General features: G+C 60.5%; 18 protein-coding genes. 6 read left to right on the top strand and 12 right to left on the bottom strand.

Annotated elements, in window-relative coordinates:
- Positions 1-44: 44 nt before the first annotated feature.
- Entirely contained in the window at positions 45-647 is a 603-nt protein-coding gene (locus ACXYMO_RS13975) for a L,D-transpeptidase (RefSeq protein ID WP_458879335.1), read from the bottom strand.
- 173 nt (positions 648-820) lie between these two features.
- On the opposite strand from ACXYMO_RS13975, the gene dalA reads away from it, so the two are divergent.
- On the top strand, positions 821-1,333 hold the full coding sequence (gene dalA, locus ACXYMO_RS13970) for a divisome-associated lipoprotein DalA (protein WP_458879333.1): 513 nt from the start codon (positions 821-823) through the stop codon (positions 1,331-1,333).
- Positions 1,334-1,376: 43 nt separating this feature from the next.
- Here the strand turns inward: dalA and ACXYMO_RS13965 are convergent, their stop codons facing one another.
- From ACXYMO_RS13965 to hslO, 7 genes are all read right to left on the bottom strand, one after another.
- Entirely contained in the window at positions 1,377-1,874 is a 498-nt protein-coding gene (locus tag ACXYMO_RS13965; protein ID WP_458879332.1) for a L,D-transpeptidase family protein, read from the bottom strand.
- Between the two features lie 105 nt (positions 1,875-1,979).
- Positions 1,980-3,203 (bottom strand): class I SAM-dependent RNA methyltransferase, encoded by a 1,224-nt coding sequence (locus tag ACXYMO_RS13960; protein WP_458879331.1) that lies wholly within the window; start codon positions 3,201-3,203, stop codon positions 1,980-1,982.
- 39 nt (positions 3,204-3,242) lie between these two features.
- Positions 3,243-5,075 (bottom strand): ABC transporter ATP-binding protein, encoded by a 1,833-nt coding sequence (locus tag ACXYMO_RS13955; protein ID WP_458879330.1) that lies wholly within the window; start codon positions 5,073-5,075, stop codon positions 3,243-3,245.
- Positions 5,072-6,910: an ABC transporter ATP-binding protein gene (locus tag ACXYMO_RS13950; RefSeq protein WP_458879329.1), complete on the bottom strand. Its 1,839-nt coding sequence runs from the start codon at positions 6,908-6,910 to the stop codon at positions 5,072-5,074. The genes ACXYMO_RS13955 and ACXYMO_RS13950 overlap by 4 nt, the downstream gene beginning before the upstream one ends.
- 178 nt (positions 6,911-7,088) lie before the next feature.
- Positions 7,089-8,240, bottom strand: a complete 1,152-nt coding sequence (locus ACXYMO_RS13945; RefSeq protein WP_458879327.1) for a CCA tRNA nucleotidyltransferase — start codon at positions 8,238-8,240, stop codon at positions 7,089-7,091.
- Positions 8,237-8,848, bottom strand: a complete 612-nt coding sequence (locus tag ACXYMO_RS13940; RefSeq protein WP_458879326.1) for a CoA pyrophosphatase — start codon at positions 8,846-8,848, stop codon at positions 8,237-8,239. Before ACXYMO_RS13940 ends, ACXYMO_RS13945 begins: the two co-directional genes overlap by 4 nt.
- Positions 8,832-9,818 carry an Hsp33 family molecular chaperone HslO gene (gene hslO, locus ACXYMO_RS13935; protein ID WP_458879325.1) on the bottom strand — a complete coding sequence of 329 codons (987 nt, stop codon included), beginning with the start codon at positions 9,816-9,818 and terminating at the stop codon, positions 8,832-8,834. The genes ACXYMO_RS13940 and hslO overlap by 17 nt, the downstream gene beginning before the upstream one ends.
- A gap of 77 nt (positions 9,819-9,895) precedes the next feature.
- Between hslO and ACXYMO_RS13930 the strand changes: the two genes are divergently transcribed.
- Positions 9,896-10,345: an NUDIX domain-containing protein gene (locus tag ACXYMO_RS13930; protein WP_458879324.1), complete on the top strand. Its 450-nt coding sequence runs from the start codon at positions 9,896-9,898 to the stop codon at positions 10,343-10,345.
- Between the two features lie 4 nt (positions 10,346-10,349).
- On the opposite strand, the gene ACXYMO_RS13925 is transcribed toward ACXYMO_RS13930, so the two are convergent.
- Positions 10,350-11,603 (bottom strand): PP2C family protein-serine/threonine phosphatase, encoded by a 1,254-nt coding sequence (locus tag ACXYMO_RS13925; RefSeq protein WP_458879323.1) that lies wholly within the window; start codon positions 11,601-11,603, stop codon positions 10,350-10,352.
- A 184-nt stretch (positions 11,604-11,787) separates the two neighbouring features.
- Here ACXYMO_RS13925 and ACXYMO_RS13920 point away from each other — a divergent pair, with 184 nt between their 5' ends.
- Positions 11,788-12,120, top strand: coding sequence for an Hpt domain-containing protein (locus ACXYMO_RS13920; RefSeq protein WP_458879322.1), 333 nt, complete (start codon positions 11,788-11,790; stop codon positions 12,118-12,120).
- A gap of 125 nt (positions 12,121-12,245) precedes the next feature.
- Entirely contained in the window at positions 12,246-13,463 is a 1,218-nt protein-coding gene (locus ACXYMO_RS13915; protein ID WP_458879321.1) for an argininosuccinate synthase, read from the top strand.
- A gap of 62 nt (positions 13,464-13,525) precedes the next feature.
- On the opposite strand, the gene ACXYMO_RS13910 is transcribed toward ACXYMO_RS13915, so the two are convergent.
- Together ACXYMO_RS13910 and ACXYMO_RS13905 are read right to left on the bottom strand one after the other, a co-directional pair.
- Positions 13,526-14,242, bottom strand: a complete 717-nt coding sequence (locus ACXYMO_RS13910) for a sulfotransferase-like domain-containing protein (RefSeq protein WP_458879320.1) — start codon at positions 14,240-14,242, stop codon at positions 13,526-13,528.
- The gene (locus ACXYMO_RS13905) at positions 14,242-15,150 is read right to left on the bottom strand and encodes a D-amino acid aminotransferase (RefSeq protein WP_458879319.1); all 909 of its coding nucleotides are present in this window, start codon (positions 15,148-15,150) and stop codon (positions 14,242-14,244) included. The genes ACXYMO_RS13910 and ACXYMO_RS13905 overlap by 1 nt, the downstream gene beginning before the upstream one ends.
- 144 nt (positions 15,151-15,294) lie before the next feature.
- On the opposite strand from ACXYMO_RS13905, the gene msrA reads away from it, so the two are divergent.
- Positions 15,295-15,957 carry a peptide-methionine (S)-S-oxide reductase MsrA gene (gene msrA / locus ACXYMO_RS13900; RefSeq protein WP_458879318.1) on the top strand — a complete coding sequence of 221 codons (663 nt, stop codon included), beginning with the start codon at positions 15,295-15,297 and terminating at the stop codon, positions 15,955-15,957.
- 3 nt (positions 15,958-15,960) lie between these two features.
- Here msrA and ACXYMO_RS13895 read toward each other — a convergent pair whose 3' ends face one another.
- A complete protein-coding gene (locus ACXYMO_RS13895; protein ID WP_458879317.1) occupies positions 15,961-18,216 on the bottom strand; it encodes an NADP-dependent malic enzyme in 2,256 nt (751 codons plus the stop codon).
- A gap of 157 nt (positions 18,217-18,373) precedes the next feature.
- On the opposite strand from ACXYMO_RS13895, the gene mutS reads away from it, so the two are divergent.
- Positions 18,374-20,998: a DNA mismatch repair protein MutS gene (gene mutS / locus ACXYMO_RS13890; RefSeq protein WP_458879316.1), complete on the top strand. Its 2,625-nt coding sequence runs from the start codon at positions 18,374-18,376 to the stop codon at positions 20,996-20,998.
- The last annotated feature ends 2 nt before the right edge of the window (positions 20,999-21,000 follow it).

Here is a 21,000-nt window from a genome sequence, read left to right as displayed (position 1 = left end):
AATCCTTGGAAGGGCGCGGGGCGGACAGGCCGCCCCTGATCGCGTCAAATCAGCAACACCTGGGTGCCCACCTTGGCCATCGAAAACAGTTCGGCGATGTGCTCATTATAAAGCCCGATACAGCCGTTCGACGACTGGCGGCCAATCTTGCGCGTGTCGTGCGTGCCGTGGATGCGGTAATACTGCCAGCCGAGGTACAGGGCATGTGTGCCCAGCGGATTGTCGGGACCAGGCGGAATATAGGCCGGCCATTCCGGGTTCCGCTTGCGCATGTTCGGGGTCGGGCGCCAATCGGGCCCGTCCACCTTGCGCACCACGCTGGTACGGCCACGGCGCGTCAGATCCTCGGTCAGCGGCACACTCGACGGGAACAGACGATAGGTGACCCCGTCCTCGTCCCAGTAATGCAACGCCCGCGAGGTGATATCCACAAGGATCGCCCCATTGTTCAGATCGCTGAAGTAAGGCTCCCACTGTAGCGAGCGAAAGCTGGAAACATTCCGGCGCACCACTTCGGACAGGTCGCGTTCAACCTGTGTGGTGGCGGCACTGTTGACGTCCTGCGCCATGGCCGGGGCCGCAACCATCGCAGCCGCGCCGGTCAGGAACGTGCGTCGGTTCTGCCAGGAATTTGTTGTCTTCGTCATCGTTCAAAACTCCGTGTTCGGCGTTATGACTTATTCAGTGCACTATAATATGGTCCGAAAGCCGCAGTCGCAAATCAAACCGGCGTTAGACAGCCGGTTTTGCGCTTTGTGAGTTTGCGATGCACTGTCTGACACGGTAAAGGCAAGTGCGAACAGTATTTTCAAGGTGGCTCATGGCGCGCGTACTTTCATTTCTTCTGGCTTGTCTGGTGGTTCTTTCGGCATGTACCGGGCCTCAGGAGGCGCAGTTGGGCAGCGACGGCAAACCCTTGCCGAAACTTTACCGAATCAAGCCCGCCGAAACCGCCAAGCTGCAGTTCCGAATGCTCGATTCGGTGAACGCCCTGCGGTCGGCGGCCGGTCTTGGCGCCGTACAACTGGACGCAAAACTGAACGCCGCCGCAGCGACCCATTCGCGCGACATGTCGATCCAGAACCGCCCGTGGCATTTCGGATCGGACGGGTCTTCGCCCATCGATCGGGTGCGCCGTGTCGGATACCCCGGCGCGATGTTGGGCGAGGCGATTTCCGAAACCTACGAAACCGAGCTGGAAACGCTGGCCGCCTGGATGGAAGAACCCGGCACCCGCGATGTCATTCTTGAGCCGCGCGCGGTCAACATGGGGTTTGCGTGGTTCCAGGAAAAGAACGGCAAGATTTGGTGGACGCTTGTTTTGGGCGGCTGACGCCCATAACAAAACCCCTTGTTTTCATGACGCAAATACGACGTCAGGCGCGGATCGAAATGACCGTACCGTTGCGAACCATCGCATAGATATCTTCGATCTCGCGGTTCTTGACCGCTATGCATCCCGCGGTCCAGTCCTCGCCCTTGGCGCGTTCGCTGTTGGGCTGCCCGTGGATAAAGATGTCGCCGCCCGGCTCCTTGCCCAAGGCACGCGCCTCGGCAATATCCTGCGCATTCGGATAGGAAATCCCGAGTGACAGATGAAAGCTGCTGTTTGGATTGCGCCGGTCGATGAAATAATTGCCCTCGGGCGTTTTTCCGTCGCCTTCGTGCAACTTGTCGCCATCCGGGGCAAACCCCATGTCGATCTTGTAGGATTTCAGCACTAATTCGTCGTTCAGCAGATACAACTTACGCGCTGCTTTATTAACCACGACCGCGGTCACATCGGGGCCGTTATAAGATTTGAATTTGCTTGTCGCACAGCCGGGAACGGCCAAAGTAGCCAACATTCCCAACCCAAAACTACGCCGTTTCATACCGGTCTCTCTGTTCGGTTGCCTCAGACAGGAAATACCCGCACTGCGCCGTTTTTTCAAAATAAAAATATCACCTGCGGCGGGTAAACTTCACGTCACCGGCTATCAATCGCCGCGGGTAAACGACGCGGCAAGTTCGGTATGCACCGACCATCGGAACTGATCGACCACCTGGACCCAGTTCAAAACATAGCCCGCATCGCACAGCGCGCGCGCATCGCGGGCAAAGCTGACCGGATTGCACGAGACATAGGCGATCACGGGGATTTTGGCCTGAACCAGTTCCGCTATCTGCGCCTCGGCACCGGCGCGGGGCGGGTCGATCACGGCGGCATCGAACCGCTTCAACTCATCCGGCATCAACGGACGGCGAAACAAATCGCGCGCCTCGGACGTTACTTTTTTCAGGTCCGAGGTCCGTCGCCATGCCTGATCAAGCGCTTCGATCATGTCGCGGTCACCCTCGACCGCATGCACCTCGGCGCCACCCGCCAGCGGCAGGCTGAAGGTGCCGCATCCCGCGAAAAAATCAACAATCCGGCGGGCGTCTTGCGTGATTTCGCGAACAGCGGCCATCAGCGCCTTTTCCCCGTGTTGCGTCGCTTGCAGGAACGCACCCGCAGGCGGGACCACATGCGCCACGCCAAATACCTGAACGGCAGGGGCACGCATGGCGATCACTTCGCCATCCCAGGCAAGCCGGGCCAGCCCGTGCTGTTCGACCAATTGCGCCAGCGTCATGCGCAGCGGCCCGTCCAGCGGCTTGCCCCCTGTGACCGCCACATCCAGCCCGCCGCGCGATGTGGTCAGCGTGACGGCCAGTTCGCCCTTGCGACTGCCGCCGACGATGGCCAGCGACTCGGCCACGGGCAGGCCCGCGATCAACGCGGGATCCAAAAGCTGACACTCGGGGATTTCGGTGATGACGCCCGAGGCGCGGCCATGAAATCCGGCAAGCGCACCTTTCTTGGTGCGGCGCACCGCCAATGTGGCGCGGCGTCGGGACTGTGGCGGCGACGTCACGATGGGGCGCATTTCGGCGTCCAGCCCCTGCGCCGACAGCGCATGGCGCACGATGCCCACCTTCCAGTCGGCCACAAAAGCATCTGACGCATGCTGCAACTGGCAGCCGCCACAGGCGTTATAGTGTCTACACGGGGGTTTTACGCGGTCGGGCGATGGGGTGACGATGCGCAAATCGCTGATCTGCGTGCCCTCGACCGTGCCGGTGATCACCTCTCCGGGCAGGGTACGGGGTGCAAACCGAGGGCCTTCGGCAACGCCGTCCCCCTGGTGACCCAGTCGCTGAATTTCAAATGTTTCGCTCATCCCTGCCTGATAGCGGGCCGCGCGCGGCAAAGACAGCCCCTATTCGGCCGCCTCGGTGCGGATGAACCCGCCGGATTGACGGTTCCAGAACCGGGCATACTGCCCACCCTTGGCCAACAGCGTGTCATGGGTGCCGGATTCGACGATACGCCCCTCATCCATGACGACGATCCGGTCCATTTCCGACAAGGTGGACAACCGGTGGGCAATGGCCAGAACGGTCTTGCCCTGCATCACCCGATTTAGCGCGGTTTGAATGGACGCCTCCACTTCGCTGTCCAGCGCGCTGGTTGCCTCGTCCAGAACGAGAATGGGCGCGTCTTTCAGGATGGCACGGGCAAGGGCGATGCGCTGGCGCTGACCACCCGACAGTTTCACGCCCCGTTCCCCCAGATGCGCGTCATAGCCTTTGCGCCCTTTGTGGTCCTCAAGCCCGAGAATGAAATCATGTGCCTCGGCCCGTTTGGCGGCATCGATCAACGCGGCCTCGTCCGCATCGGGACGGCCATACAGGATGTTGTCGCGGGCGGATCGGTTGAACATCGCCGTTTCCTGCGTGACCATGCTGATCTGGCGCCGCAAGCTTTCCTGCGTGACGACTCCCAGATCCTGCCCATCAATCAGAATAGACCCTGATTCCCCTTGATAGAGCTTGAGCAGGAGCGAAACGAGCGTCGATTTTCCGGCCCCCGACGCGCCCACAATCCCCAGCTTTTCGCCCGGCGCGATGGTCAGAGAAATGTCCTGAATCCCGCCTGTTTCACGCCCGTAGGCAAAGCTGACATTGCGGAATTCGATTTCCCCGCCGGTGATCTTCAAATCGGTGGCGTCCTGTGCGTTTTCATTCCGGATGCGGGGGGTCAGGGTGCGCATGCCGTCCTCGACCTCACCGATATTGGCGTAGATCGCCATCATCGTGAAACTGACCCAACCGGTCATCTGCGCAATCCGGATCGCCACGGCTCCGGCGGCGACGATGTCGCCCTCGGTTGCCAGACCATCCTGCCACATCAAAAGCGTTCCCCCGATCAGCAGCACCGGCAAAAGCCCGGCCAGTGTCATCAGGCAAAACCGGAACGTCGCCGCGAGATAGCCGAATTCCAGGGCGCGTTCGCGAAAATGCCCCATCGCGCCCAGCGCGGCGCGGTCTTCGTGATCGGCATGGGCGAAAAGTTTCACCGTTTTGATATTGGTGATCGTGTCGACCACCTGCCCCGACACCATCGCCCGCGCCCCGGCCCGGCCGGCAGACCGTTTGCGGATGCGTGGCAGGAAAAACGCGATCAGCGCGAAATAGGCGATAAGCCACAGTGCAAACACACCCGTGACCCGCGCATTGATCGACGTCAGCAACAGCATCGACCCGGCAAGCGACGCCAGCGCAAAGGCAACCACGTTGATCATCTCGGCGGTCACATCGGTCACCGCGCGGGCGGCCTGCATCTGTTTCTGCGAAATGCGCCCCGCGAAATCGTCATCAAAGAATTTGACCGACTGTCCCAGCGTCCAGCGATGCAGCCGCGACAGGACCAAAGGGTTCACATTCGGCTGTACGATGATCGCGTTGGCCGAGGCGGACAGGCCGAAAAACAGCGGCCGCGCGATCAGGAAAAACGCTAGTGCCGCGGCAATAATCCCTGTGTTAGAGCCGTCAAAGAAGCTTTCCGGCCCCTTGGCGATTGCGGAATCGACCACCATCCCAAGGATCAGGGCGGTCCCGGCCTCAAGCGCGCCGGCGGCAGCCGACAGAAACGCGGCAAGCCACAGAGCGGGCCAAGCGCCCGACAGGCACCACCGGAAAAACGCGCCCAGCGTCTGGGGCGGCGGGCCCTCGGCAGGGCGAAATGCGTTGATCAGATTGCCGATGTTCATTCTGCCGCCTCGGTATTCAGGAAGCCGCCGGATTGGCGGGCCCAGAACTGGGCATATAGGCCACCCTCGGCCAAAAGCACAGAATGAGAGCCCTCTTCGACGATGCGGCCCTTGTCCATGACCAGAATGCGGTCCATTTGGGCGATGGTGGACAAACGGTGTGCAATCGCGATCACGGTCTTACCCTGCATCATGCCATAAAGCGTTGTCTGAATAGCCTCTTCCACCTCGCTATCCAGGGCACTTGTCGCCTCGTCCAACAGAAGGATCGGCGCGTCTTTCAGGACGACGCGGGCCAGCGTAATCCGCTGACGTTGCCCGCCCGACAGTTTCACCCCGCGTTCACCCACGTGGGCGTCGTACCCCGTGCGCCCCTTGGGATCGGCCAGATCAACGATGAAATCATGCGCCTCGGCCTGTTTGGCGGCGGCAATCATGGCGTCCTCGCCCGCGTCGGGCCGTCCGTACAGGATGTTGTCACGGACCGAGCGATGCAGAAGGGAGCTGTCCTGCTGGACCATTCCGATATGGCTGCGCAGGCTGTCCTGCCGGACCTGTGAAATGTACTGACCGTCGATCAGGATCTGACCGTTTTCGGCGTCGTAGAACCGCAAAAGCAGCTTGACCAGTGTCGATTTCCCGGCCCCGGACCGCCCGATCAGCCCCACCTTTTCCCCCGGGTGAATTGTCAGGCTGATCCGGTCGAGCCCGCCCCCGTCACGGCCATAATGATGGGACAGGTCACGCAGTTCGATCTTGCCCGCACTCAGGGTCAGCGGTTTGGCATCCGGATCATCGACCAGATCAATCGGCTGTGCGATGGTTTCCATCCCTTCGGCGACAACGCCAAGCTGGCGGAAAAACGTGGTCAGCGCCCACATGATCCAGCCGGTCATCCCGTTCAGCCGCAGGGTCAGCGCGGTTGCGGCCGCAACGACGCCGGCACTGGCCGCCCCCTGCATCCACAGCGCAATGGCCCACCCGACAACGCCGACGATCAAAAGCCCGTTCAACGAAACCAGCGCCATATCCATCAGCGTGTAGATGCGCATTTCGGTCTGAAACGTCTTGCGCGTGTTTTCGATGGCCTCGCGCGCATACTCCAACTCGCGATCATGATGGGCGAACATCTTGACCGAGTGAATGTTGGAATAGCTGTCCACCACCCGCCCCGTCACGGTCGACCGCGCATCCGAGGCGGCCTGGGATGCGGGACCAACACGGATGACGGTCCAGCGGATCAGCGCAGCGTAAAGAACCAGCCACACCGCCAGAGGTATCATCAGTCGGATATCCGCCGCGCTGAGCAGGATGGCCGCGCCAATCAGATAGGCCAGCGAATACGAGATCGCGTCAAAAACCTGAAACACCACCTCGCCCGCGGCGGGCGGGGTTTGCATGATCCGGTTGGCGATTCGTCCTGCAAAATCGTTTTCGAACCAGCCGACCGACTGGCGCAGCACGTGTTTATGCGCCCGCCACCGGATCAGCGTGCCGAAATTGGGCAGGATCGCGTTGTTCAGCAACAACACATCCAGCGCCTGGACCGCCGGGCGCAAAACCAGGATGAACAGCGCCACGAGGACAAGTTCGGTGCCATGGCTTTGCCAGACCTGCGCGGGGTCGCCGCCCATGACGTCAACAAGCCGGCCCATGTAATAGATCAGCCAGAGTTCGATCGCCGCAACGACAACGGACAACAATCCGGTCCAGACAAAGACCCGCCAGAACGGCTGGCAATAGTCGCGCAGAAACGGCCAGAGCCGTGTCGGTGGACGGTCCTTTTCCCGATAGGGGGTGTAGGGATCAACAAGGTTTTCAAAGAAATGAAACATGACGGGTGCTCCATGCGAGCAAGAAAAGACGCAAATGTAGTGTGGGTGAAAACGGCCGATCACCCGAACGGGGTGCTCAGCTCAGATGAACCAAAGCCCGTAATACATTGCGCATTCCTCCGTTCACGTCATGACGGATGGCATACCGCACCGCGCGCGATTCGTCACCCCACCGCAGTCAGACCAGCAATGCGTCGCGTGTCAGGGTGAAATTCGAATCGATCCAGCGCTGTTCCAGACGCGCCAGTTGCGCGCCCAGTTCGGGGCCGGAAAACGCAGGCATCAGGTCACGTGCCGTGACAGGAAACCGCGCCGACGCGCCCTGATCAACCAACACGGTGACATGCGCGTCCCAGGGGGTTTCCAACAACGCGGCCCGCAAAAGCAGGATGTCGCGCGCGGTGTCGCGCTGAAACCGATAGCCCAGTTCGGCAGGGCCCATGCCATTGCCCACCGCATCCCACAGGCGATGCACCTGTTGCGATTGCGCCCGGCTGAGACGCAGATCATCCGTCGACTTGACCCCGCCCAGCGCAGCCAGACGGCGCAAGGGATCGGGCGCTACACCCGCTTGATGTTCAACGTCGATCAGCGGGGCAAGCGCGCGGTCATCCGCACCGGGCAGGATGCGGGCCAGAACCCCGGTACTGCGCATGCCGGCAACAGCTGGCGCCGGGTCGGGCGCGCCCAGCAGCTTCAGCAACTCGGCCCCTATGCGTTCCCGCGAAACACGGTCCAGCCCGTCCAGATTGGCGGCAATCGCCGCAATCGCATCGACATCCATCCCCTGGGACAGATCGCCGTACAAGGCGTGAAACCGGAAGTAGCGCAGGCTGCGCAGATAATCCTCGCGGATGCGGGTTTCGGCACTGCCGATGAAGCGCACCTTGCGCGCCTCAAGATCAGGCAGGCCATTCAGCGGATCAATCACCGTCCCGTCCGCGCGGGCATAGATCGCGTTCATGGTGAAATCGCGGCGAGCGGCGTCCTCTTCCACTGTTGTGGAATAGGCAACGACGGCGCGGCGGCCGTCCGTCTCGATATCCTTGCGGAAGGTGGTGATTTCATGCGGGATTCCGCCAGTGACAAGGGTTACTGTGCCGTGGTCGATCCCGGTTGGGATGGTTTTGATCCCGGCGGCCTGGGCAATTTCCATCACACGTTCCGGCGTCGCGTCGGTGGCAATGTCGATATCGCTGACCGGCACGCCCATCAGGGCGTTGCGCACGCATCCCCCAACCATGAGAGCCTGAGCGCCGCCCTGTTCCAAAACGGCGCAAACCTTTTGCGTGGCGGGTTCGTCAAGCCAGTCACCGGTAACTTTTGTCATCCATCCATCCGTGCCGCGAGTGAGCGCAAGATGCGCGCCGTTGCCCCCCAGATATAGTAGGGACCGTAGGGAACGGTGAAATAATATCGACGCGTCCCGCGCCAGCGCCGCGATTCAACCAGGTAATTGGCCGGATCCATCAGATGGCTCAGAGGGACGGAAAACACCTCGTCAACCTCGCCCGCTTCGGGGGTGATGTTGAAATTATCGTTGAGAAGCGCAACCACCGGGGTCACGTCGAACCCAGTCACCGTTTCATGGGTCGGCATCTGGCCCAGAACGTCCGGAAGATGTTCGGGCAGGCCAATTTCCTCGCGCGCCTCGCGCAGGGCGGCGGCGGTGACATCGGCATCGGTGTCATCCTGTTTGCCACCGGGAAACGCGATCTGGCCGGGGTGGTGTTTCAGCGCCGAAGACCGTTTGGTCAGCAAGACGCGGGGAACGTCATGGACCAGCGACACAGCGATCAGAACCCCCGCAGGGCGCAGCACTGCCCCCGCCCGGGTGACCGGGCGGCTGTCGGGGTTCAGATCAAAGTCGGATGAGGCATGCCCCTCTTTCGCCAGTGCGGCGCGCAGGGTTGCAGGCCAATCAGTCACCGGGCGCATTTTCCGCATCAAACCCCACCGTGGTCGGGTCAAGATCGTAATGCGCGCCGCAGAACTGACAGTCGGCGGTCACACGCCCTTCGTCCGTGGTCATCGTTTCAATGTCGCGGGCCGAATAGATCGACAGGCTTTGACGCACACGGTCCTCGGAACAGGTACAGCCAAAGCGCACCGACTGCGCATCAAAGACACGCGGACCCTCTTCGTGAAACAGGCGCACCAACAGGTCGGTGGGCGGAACCACCGGGCCGATCAGCTCCATCTCTTCGACCGTATCCAGCAGGATGTTCACGCGGTTCCAGTTGTCACCGACATCGCCATCCACCAGATCGTCGGCCGAAACCAGATCGCCGGTGCCCGGCCCCTTAGCCATCAGCGGCGACGCTTTGGGCATGTGTTGCAGCATGATGCCCCCCGCACGCCAGCGTTCCGTGGTCCCCGGCTCGCTCGAGCGGCCAAAGCTGAGCGAAAACCGCGTCGGCAGCTGTTCGGACTGGGCGAAATACGCCTCGGCGCATTCGCGCAGCGATGTTCCGGCCAGCGGTGTGATGCCCTGATAGGGGGCCATGCCAGCACCCTGATCGATCATGATGGCAAAATAGCCCTCTTGCATCATGTCCTTGGCAACGTCCGTGCCCAGCTGATCCGCGTCAAAGCTGGCATAGGCCCGGATCTGGGCCGGTTCCCCTTCGGATTTCGGGGCATAGTAGTCCGTGGCGATCATGCGCAACGCCCCTTTGGCCTGCACCTGAAGCGACAGTTTCCAGCGCAGTTTGATCGTCTGCCCGATCAATGCGGTCAGCAATGCCATTTCGGCCACCAGCGCCTCGACCTGGGGCGGGTAGTCATGTTGTTTCAAAATGCCATCCAGCACGCCGTCAAGACGGGCCACCCGGCCGCGCATGTCGGACAGATCAAGTTGGAAGGGCAGGACTGCATCGTCCCACGCGATTTTGGATCCAAGAGTCATGGGGTTTCCTTAAACGCCGCTTGTTGGCATACGCCAGGAATATAGGGATAACTGACGGCGTTAAAAAGGGCCATGCGATGATCAGACGATTTGGGACGCCCCCCACCTCCGATCAGAGGTTTACGCGGCGGCCAGGGGCCTATGCGCTGTTGCCGCTGAACGGTGAGCTTCTTTTGACATGCCAGTATGGCCCCAAGCCGGATGTGCAGCTGCCCGGCGGCGGGATCGATCCCGGTGAATCACCTATTCCGGCCCTGCATCGCGAGGTGTTCGAGGAAACCGGGTGGCGCATCGCGCCCCCGCGCCGCCTGGGTGTTTTTCGCCGCTTTGCCTATATGCCGGAATATGACCTCTGGGCAGAGAAGGTTTGCACAATCTTCATTGCCCGCCCCGTGGCAAAGATGGGCCCGCCCACGGAACCCGATCATGAACCGATCTGGGTGCCCATGGACGAGGCCGCAAATATCCTTGGCAATGCAGGGGATCGCCATTTCGCCAGCCTTTTGGCGGCGGGCATCCTGCGCTGATCGCTCAGAAACCGTTGAATTCGAAAAGGGTGGCGGACACGTCGTCTTCCATTCCGTGTTCGGGTGACATCACCTGGGTCAGGTTCCAAAACAGATCGTCCAGCATTTCGCTGCTGGACTGGCCCGCCTCGCATTTCGCGATCAGCTCCAGCAACCCCTCGGGCTCAAGCATCTCGCCGTTTTTCAGGCGGCATTCGCTGAACCCGTCCGAATACATCAACAGCCGGTCGCCCTTGGCCAGGGTGGCTTCGACCTGGGTATAGGGCACGTCGGGCAACAGCCCGATCGGCACACCGCCCTCGCCGATGAATTCGCTGCTGCCATCGGCCCGCAGGATGAGAGGATGCGGATGACCCGCCTGCACCAGCGTCAGATGCCCGGTGTGCAGATCAACCGTGGCATAGCACATAGTGAAATACTCATCGATGCCGGTGTCCGCCACCTGCCGTGCATTCAACAAGTTGGCCACCTCCTGCGGGGCGCGCAGGGTATAAGCGCCGCCAAACAGGCTCTCTACCCCGAGGTTCTGATCGAAATACGTGCTCGACAGATAACCGCCCAGCCGCGCGGTCATCATCGCCGACGTGATGCCGTGGCCCGACACGTCGATGGAATAGAACCCCACCTGCCCCGGTTCTGGGGAAAACGTGCCAACCAGATCGCCGCCGATATGCCCGCAGGGTTTCAGCAAAAGGCTGACGCGCGACGCGCCGAACATGCAACTGGTTTCAGGCACCAGTGATTGCTGGATCTTCTTGGCCTGCATCAGGTCCTTGTCGATGGAATCATAGGCCGCCTGCAACTGATCCAGCGTTTCGCCGATCATGCGGTTTTTCTCGGACAATTCGCGCTGCATCGCCAATATCCGATCCCCTGCGGATATGCGGGCACGCAGTTCATCGGGATTGACCGGCTTGGTCAGAAAATCATCTGCCCCGGCATCCAGCCCCTGGGCAATTTCGACTTTCTCGCTTTTGGACGTGAGCAGGATGAAATATCCATAAGCCTCGTCCGGCAGGCCGCGGAAAGCGCGACAAAAATCCAGCCCGTTCATCCCCGGCATCATCCAGTCGCTCAGCACCAGATCGGGCGGGGATTTGGCGCACAACTCAATCGCCTGATCGCCGCTTTCCGCCTCGGTCACGTCGAATCCCCATTTGCGCAGCGAACTGACCAGGATGCGCCGTTGCAGGCGGCTGTCGTCAACAACCAGAACCCGCCGGATCGATCCGGACCCGGGCGTGTGTTTGGTTTTCATGGGTGTGTTCGACAACACCGTGACATTCCCTTTTGGTGTCGGATTTGGCTGTCGTCAAAGCTATTGCCATGTGCGTTAACACGGTCTGAACTTTAAAATTTTCTGCATTGCGCCCGGCTTAACCGCTTGTTCACACCGCGCGTTTTAGGTTGGCGCATCTGCAACCCAGACAGACAGGTGTGTCATGATCCAATGGTTACGCGTGACCGAACTGCGAGAAGAGGTCGGCGAAGAGGATTTCGGCGAAGTTGTCGAACTGTTCCTGGAAGAAGTGGAAGAGGTCATTCAGAAACTGAAGGACGGACCCGACCGCAGCCAGCTTGAACAGGATTTGCATTTCCTGAAGGGCAGCGCACTCAGCCTGGGGTTCGATCATTTTTCGGGTCTCTGTCAGGATGGTGAAACGCGGTCGGCCAATGGCCGGGCCGATGACGTCGACGTGCCCGCGATCATCACCGGGTACGAACAGTCCAAAACCCTGTTCCAGAAAGAAATGACCGCCCGGCTTTCAGCCTGATTTGCACCGCGCGACGCCCCGTAACGCCCGATTGCGCCATTGCGCCCCTTCGACACACGCGCAAACCTTGCCCCTGCACGGAAAAACGGCTAACCCCCAGCCGATCTGTGAAAGAGGAATTCCCCATGTCCGCGCCCAAGAAAGTTGTGCTGGCCTATTCCGGCGGGCTTGATACGTCGATCATCCTGAAATGGCTGCAAACCGAATATGGTTGTGAGGTGGTGACCTTTACCGCCGATCTCGGTCAGGGCGAAGAGCTGGAGCCCGCCCGCGCCAAGGCCGAGATGATGGGCGCCAAGGAAATCTATATCGAGGACCTGCGCGAGGAATTCGTGCGCGATTTCGTTTTTCCGATGTTCCGCGCCAACACGCTCTATGAGGGTCTGTACCTTCTGGGGACCTCCATCGCCCGACCGCTGATTTCCAAACGCCTGGTCGAAATCGCCGAGGAAACCGGTGCCGATGCGGTCGCCCATGGCGCAACCGGCAAGGGCAACGATCAGGTCCGGTTCGAACTGGCGGCCTATGCGCTGAACCCCGACATCAAGGTGATCGCGCCCTGGCGGGAATGGGACCTCAGCAGCCGCACCAAGCTGATCGATTTCGCCGAAAAGAACCAGATTCCGATCGCCAAGGACAAACGCGGCGAGGCACCGTTCAGCGTCGATGCGAACCTGTTGCACACCTCGTCCGAAGGCAAGGTTCTGGAAGACCCGGCCGACAGCGCACCGGAATATGTCTATCAGCGCACCGTGTCCCCCGAGAACGCCCCGAATGAACCCGAGATCATCGAGGTCGGGTTTGAACGCGGTGACGCGGTCAGCATCAATGGCGAGGCGATGAGCCCCGCAACCATCCTGACCCGCCTGAACGAACTGGGTGGCAAGCACGGCATTGGCCGTCTCGATCTGGTGGAAAACCGCTTCGTCGGCATGAAATCACGCGGGATTTACGAAACGCCCGGCGGCACCGTCCTGCTTGAGGCACATCGCGGCATCGAACAGATCACGCTCGATTCCGGTGCGGGTCACCTGAAGGATTCGATCATGCCGCGCTATGCGGAACTGATTTATAACGGGTTCTGGTTCAGCCCCGAACGCGAAATGCTCCAGGCGCTGATCGACAAGAGCCAGGACCACGTGACCGGCACCGTGCGCCTGCAACTTTACAAGGGGTCGGCCCGCACCATCGGCCGCTGGTCCGATCATTCGCTCTATTCCGAAGCGCATGTCACGTTCGAGGATGACGCCGGCGCCTATGACCAGAAAGACGCGGCAGGGTTCATTCAGTTGAACGCGCTGCGCCTGAAACTGCTGGCGGCGCGCAATCGCCGTCTGAAATAATCAATCGGCGGCCCTGAAATCTCAGGGCCGCCGCCGAATTTCAGAATCAGGACCTGGACAGGTTATTTCAGCTTTTTGTCCCTTAACCGCGTGTAGTGCGGAATCGCCTGATTGACGAGATCGGCCAATTCACCCGTCAATTCCGGCACATCGCCCTCGGGCCCGGCAAACCCGGTCGACTGATGCACCGCCCCATACCAATGCGCCGCCCAGACGCCATCGGATACATGCCCGCCCGCAGGCCAGTGCAGCATCGCCGGATCCCAGTTCAGATCCAGCGCCTGGCACAGCGCCCTCAACATCTGTTCCGGGTTTTCACGTATGTCGGCGCTATCGATCACAATCGGATCGTCGCCCAGCGCGCAGGCCTGATCATATAGATCGGTCTGCTGGACAAAGCCGATGTCGGACAATGTCAGCCCCTGATATTTCGCGGCAAAGCTGGCGATCACGCGCGCGGGATGGCGGATCAGAAAGACGTTCTTGACCTGTGCCATCCATTCGCGCGGCACGCCGTCGATCATGTGTTGGGTCATGTGTTTCTGATAAAAGTGCGGCTTTTTCCCGGGAATAGGGCCTAATATCTGGTTAACAACGTGGTTCGCGTCCGTCGACTGATCCGCTAGAACTTCGGTCCGCATCGGATGGGTCAGGCCGGTCCGCTTGAGGTAGGCCGCATAGAACGGTTCGTCCACCACCGCAAAATCGGCCCGGTTGCCAAAGGAATACATCATAGCCGTGCTCAGGTTGCGCGGCCCGGACCACATGGCAATCCGCATTACGTGCACTCCTGTGCGATCAAATCCTTGTAGAGATCGCGCAACCGTTGTGTCATCGGGCCCAGTTCGCCGGTGCCGATCTGGCGACCGTCGATCTCACCGACCGGCGTTTGCGCCCCGAATGTGCCGGTCAGAAATGACTCGTCCGCATCATAGGTATCGACCAGGCTGAAATTGCGTTCAAACACCGGGATGTCATTCGCGCGGCACAGGTCGATCACCTTTTGCCGGGTGATCCCGTTCATGCAGTAATCACCGGTACTGGTCCAAACAGCGTTTTTCCGGACGATGAAAAAATTGCAGGCATTGGTCGTGTTCACGAACCCATGCACATCCAGCATCAACGCCTCATCCGCGCCGGCTTTTTCGGCGGCGATACAGGCAAGGATACAGTTCAACTTGGAATGGGAGTTGAGTTTCGGGTCCTGCGTCATCGGCAATCCGCGCAGATGCGGCACCGTGGCCAGCCGGATCGGGCGGGGCAGTTGCGGGCGGGAATGCTCCATGATGATCGTCACTGTCGGTCCCGACCGGCTGAGCGACGGGTGCTGGAACGGGCGCGTCTTTGTCCCGCGCGTCACCATCAGGCGGGCATGGGCATCGGTGGTCATTTTGTTGGCGGTTTGTGTCTCTAACAAGGCGGCAATCACCTGTTGCCGGGTCATCCCAAGGTCCAGATCAATGGCCTTGGCAGCCTGAAACAGCCGGTCCATATGTTCATCCAGAAAGGCCCAGCTACCGTTATAAAGCCGCAACCCCTCCCAAACGCCGTCCCCCAACATGAATCCGCTGTCATAAACACTGACCAGGGCCTGCGCCTTGGGCATGATCTTTCCGTTCAGATAGATCAGGATGGTTTCGTTTCGCGCGTCTTCTTCGGCCTGATGGGTGGTCACGTGTTCGGTCATTGGTTGCCTCCTGTGTCTGCACGCTAGGCCCGCAGTGCGATTGCGCCAAGTGGTAAATCCCTGTCACCAGCGCGTGAGAAATCATTGCACCGTCTTGCCCGGATCAAGGGATCGGGGCACGCTTTCGGTCAAAGGAGATCCGCCATGACCCTGTTGGACAATATCAAACCCGTTGCGCTGACGATCCTCATCAGCCTTGGCGCCATTTTCCGCTGTGGCCCCGCCTCGGCGGCCGAGTTGCAAACCCTGACAGTGGCCGGGGGCTGTTTCTGGTGTGTCGAATCCGATTTCGAAAAGGTCAAAGGCGTGCAAGAGGCCGTTTCCGGGTTTACCGGCGGGACCCTGAAAAACCCGACATACAAGGCCGTCACCAGTGGTGGCACCGGCCATTACGAGGCCGTGCAGATCACCTTTGATCCCTCGCTCGTGTCGCGGGAAACGCTGTTGTCGATGTTCCTGCGCTCGGTCGACCCCACGGATGCAGGCGGTCAGTTCTGCGATCGGGGGGATAGTTACCGGACAGCGATATTTGTCTCTAACAAGGCGGAAAAGGCCTTGGCTGAAACGGTCAAGGCACAGGCACAGAACGATTTGGGACAACGGATTGTCACCCCCGTCCTGAACGCCGGGACATTCTATCCGGCCGAGGCCTATCATCAGGATTATTACAAGGGGACGAAACTGGTGTTCACCCGGTTCGGTCCAAAACGACAGGCGCAGGCATACAAGGCCTATCGCAAGGCTTGCGGGCGCGACGCGCGGGTGCGCGCGCTCTGGGGCAGCGCGGCACCTTTCGCGGGAAGCTGAAAATCAGCCGATTTCGCAGGACGCCAGAACGGCCATGTTCAGAATGTCATTCGCGGTCGAAACGGTCGAACAAATCTGAATCGGCTTGTCGACGCCCGTCAGGATCGGGCCAATCACGGTGGCCCCGGCCATTTCCTGCATCAGTTTCACCGAAATGCTGGCCGAATGGCGGGCCGGCACGATCAGAATGTTGGCCGGTCCTGTCAGGCGCGAAAACGGATAGGCCGACTGGGCCTGAGCGTTCAGCGCAACGTCGACGGTCATTTCGCCCTCGAATTCGAAATTTGCACCGCGCCTCTCCAGAACCACTGGGGCCTGATGCATTTTTTCGGCGCGTTCCGACACCGGATACCCAAAGGTCGAAAAGCTGACAAAGGCAACGCGGGGCTCCAGCCCCATGTGGCGTGCGACGTCTGCGGCATGCTCGGCGATTGTGGCCAGATCCTCGGCGTCGGGCCATTCATGCACCAGCGTATCGCCGATCAGAACGATCCGCCCCTTGTACAGAACCGCCGTAACGCCCGCCGCACCGTGGGCCGCATCGGCATCGAACACATGGTTGATCCGGTCCAGAACATGGGCCGATTTCCGGGTCGCCCCGGTCACCAGACCATCGCCATGCCCATGCGCCAGCATCAGGCTGGAGAACACATGGCGATCCCGCGCGGCAAGGCGGTGAACGTCCTGAATATCGAACCCTTTGCGCCCCAACCGCTGATAGAGAAAATCCTTGTAGGTGTTCAGATGCGGGGTGTTTGCGGCGTTCACGATTTCAAGTTCATCGACCGCGTCGCCCAGACCTGCGGTCTCAAGCTTGGCGCGCACATCGTCGGTTCGCCCGACAACCAATGCCTTGCCCATGCCGTTGCGCTGATAGGTCACCGCGGCACGCAGAACACGGGGATCATCGCCTTCGGCAAAGATCATGCGGGCCTGCGCCGCACGGGCGCGGGCATTCAGGCCGCGCAGGATGCTGGCAGTCGGATCCATCCGCGATTTGAGGCTGAGTTCATAAGCCTCCATATCAATGATCGGGCGGCGGGCCGCCCCCGTGTCCATCCCGGCCCTCGCGACCGCAGGGGGAATACGGTGGATGAGACGCGGATCGAACGGGGTTGGAATGATGTAATCCCGCCCGAAGGTCAGGTTTTTCCCATAGGCCAGCGCGACCTCGTCCGGAACATCCTCGCGCGCGAGTTTTGCAAGCGCATGGGCGCAGGCGATCTTCATCTCGTCGTTGATCGCGCGCGCATGGATGTCAAGCGCCCCGCGGAACAGGTAGGGAAAGCCAAGGACGTTGTTGACCTGGTTCGGATAATCACTGCGCCCGGTGGCGACGATCGCATCGGCGCGCACGGCATGGGCCTCTTCCGGGGTGATTTCCGGATCGGGGTTGGCCATGGCAAAGATGACGGGATTATCCGCCATGCTTTCGACCATCGCCGGGGTCACCGCACCCTTGACGGACACGCCCAGGAACACGTCGGCCCCTTTCATCGCATCCTCAAGCGTGCGCAATTCCGTGTTGGCCGCATGCGCCGATTTCCACTGGTTCATGCCCTCGGTACGGCCCTGGTAAATCACGCCCTTGGTATCGCACATGATGCAGTTGTCATGTTTCGCGCCCATCGATTTGAGCAGTTCCAGACAGGCGATGCCCGCCGCGCCGGCGCCGTTCAGAACGATGCGCACATCTTCGATCTTCTTGCCAGAAATATGCAGCGCGTTCAGCAGGCCCGCGGCACAGATCACCGCCGTCCCGTGCTGATCATCGTGGAAGACGGGAATATCCATTTCTTCCTTGAGCCGCTGTTCGATGATGAAACACTCGGGCGCCTTGATATCTTCGAGGTTGATACCCCCAAACGTCGGGCCCATCAGCTTGATCGCGGCGATCAGTTCTTCGGGGTCTTCGCTGTCCAGTTCGATGTCGATGCTGTTCACGTCGGCAAAGCGTTTGAATAGAACCGCCTTGCCCTCCATCACCGGTTTCGAACCCAGCGCGCCCAGATTGCCCAGCCCCAGAACCGCGGTGCCGTTTGAAATCACCGCAACAAGGTTGCCCTTGTTGGTATAGTCATAGGCGGTTTCCGGGTTGGCGGCGATCGCCTCGCACGGGACCGCCACGCCGGGCGAATAGGCCAGCGACAGGTCGCGCTGCGTGGTCATCGGCACCGTCGCCCGGATTTCAAATTTGCCCGGTGACGGTTCCAGGTGGAAGGCAAGAGCCTCTTCTGGCGTAATTCTAGTTTTTGACATTTTGGCTCAGGCTCCTCACAGGCGGTCGGAACGTCTTAGCGCAGGGCGCGGGCACTCTCAACGTCTTTGCGTTTTCGCCTTTCGCTGCCAGCGGCGGATTTGTAAGGTCGCCGCCAATCTGACCGACCGGGGGGATGCGGTGTCAAACGTCACGCCAATGATGGCGCAATATCTTGAAATCAAAGACGCCCACAAGGATGCCTTGCTGTTTTACCGCATGGGCGACTTTTACGAGATGTTCTTTGACGATGCGGTTGCCGCCGCCGAAGCGTTGGATATCGCCCTGACCAAACGGGGCAAACACAACGATCAGGATATCCCCATGTGCGGCGTTCCCGTGCATGCTGCCGAAGGGTATCTTTTGACCCTGATCCGCAAAGGTTTTCGCGTGGCCGTCTGTGAACAGATGGAAAGCCCGGCCGAGGCGAAAAAGCGCGGCTATAAATCTGTCGTGAAACGCGATGTGGTGCGCCTGGTCACCCCCGGCACCCTGACCGAAGATGCCCTGCTCGAGGCGCGGCGACACAACTTTCTGGCCGCTTTTGCCCAGGTTAGAGACAGATCTTCCCTTGCCTGGGCTGATATTTCGACCGGCTCGTTTCATGTCATGGTCCTGCCCAAGGTGCGTCTGGGGCCCGAATTGGCCCGTCTGGCGCCATCGGAACTGATCGTATCCGAAGGACAGGACGATCCGCCCTTTGATCTGGCCGATGATCTGAAAATTGCGCTGACGCCGCTGGGCAGATCAAGCTTTGACAGCACGGCCGCCGAAAAACGGCTGTGTGATCTGTTTTCAGTGGCCACGCTCGATGCCTTTGGCACGTTCGAGCGGGCCGAAGTGTCGGCCATGGGCGCGCTCATCGACTATCTGGAAATCACCCAAAAGGGCAAATTGCCCCTGTTGCAAACCCCGGTACGCGATGCCGAGGATCGCGTGGTGCAGATCGATGCCGCCACGCGCCGGAATCTGGAACTTACCAAATCGCTCAGTGGCGGGCGCGACGGGTCGCTTTTGTCGGTGGTCGATCGGACCGTTACGCCGGGCGGCGCGCGATTGCTGGAACAACGCCTGTCCAGCCCGTCGCGCAGCCTGACCGTGATACAGGCACGACAAGCCGCCGTTGAATTTGCGGTCGACCAAACCCGCATCGCCGCCGATCTGCGCGAGGCCTTGCGCAAGACGCCCGATCTGGACCGCGCTTTGTCGCGCCTTTCGCTGGATCGCGGTGGCCCGCGTGATCTGGTCGCCATTCGCACCGGGTTGGAACAGGCGCAGGCGATCCGCGATATCTGTGCCAAGGTAGAAGCGCCCGAGTTGATCCGTGCCTCCCTGGACGACCTGATCGGGTTTGACGATCTGATCGCCCTTTTGGACGCCGCATTGGTGGCCGATCCGCCCCTTTTGGTGCGCGATGGCGGGTTCATCGCAAATGGGTATGACGCCGATCTTGACGAGGCCTGCGCCCTGCGCGACGAAGGCCGGTCGGTGATTGCCGGAATGCAGCATGGATATGCCGAACACACCGGGGTTTCGTCACTGAAGATCAAGCACAACAATGTGCTTGGCTATTTCATCGAAACCACGGCCACGCATGCCGACAAGATGCTGTCCGCCCCCCTGTCCGAAACATATATCCACCGCCAGACCACCGCCAATCAGGTGCGGTTCACCACTGTCGAACTGAGCGATCTGGAAAGCCGCATTTTGAATGCCGGCAATCGGGCGGTTGAAATCGAAAAAAGGCTCTATGAGGCGCTAAAAGGCTCTGTTCTGGCCGAAGCCGCCCGTATTCACACCGCCGCGCGCGCCTTGTCCGAGATTGATCTGGCCACCGGGCTGGCCGATCTGGCCAAGGGCGAGGACTGGTGCAAACCCGATGTGGACGACAGCCGCAGCTTTGCCATCACCGGCGGGCGGCATCCGGTGGTTGAACGCGCTCTGCGACAACAGGGTGGCAGCGGATTCGTCGCCAATGATTGCGATCTGAGCGCGGAAACCGGGGCGGCGATCTGGCTTTTGACCGGGCCAAACATGGCGGGTAAATCGACCTTTCTGCGCCAGAATGCATTGATCGCGCTTTTGGCCCAGATTGGCAGCTATGTCCCGGCGGACTCGGCCCATATCGGCATTGTCAGCCAATTGTTCAGCCGCGTCGGCGCATCCGATGATCTGGCGCGGGGCAGATCGACATTCATGGTCGAAATGGTGGAAACGGCGGCCATTCTCAATCAGGCCGATGACCGGGCCCTCGTCATTCTGGATGAAATCGGGCGCGGAACCGCCACCTATGACGGTTTGTCGATTGCCTGGGCCACGCTGGAACATCTGCACGAAACCAACAAATCACGCGCCCTGTTCGCCACGCATTACCATGAGATGACAGCCCTTGCCGGAAAATTGGACGGTGTCGAAAACGCCACCGTGGCCGTCAAGGAATGGGAGGGCGACGTTATTTTCCTGCACGAGGTCCGGCGCGGTGCGGCGGATCGGTCTTACGGTGTGCAGGTTGCGCAGTTGGCGGGTTTGCCAAAATCGGTTGTCGCGCGGGCGCGGGTCGTTCTGGACGCGCTGGAAAAAGGTGAACGCGAAGGCGGGGCCAAGCAAAAGGCATTGATCGATGATCTGCCGTTGTTTTCGGCGGCCCAGCCCCCTGCTCCGGCGCCCGCACCATCCAAGATCTCCGAGGTTGAAACGCTGTTGAGCGACATTCATCCGGACGAATTGACCCCACGCGAGGCACTGGATGTTCTTTATAAACTGAAAGAGGCGACCAGTAGCTGATC

The sequence above is a fragment of the Arenibacterium sp. CAU 1754 genome (assembly GCF_054482635.1).
This window is presented reverse-complemented; position numbering and strand designations above follow the sequence as displayed.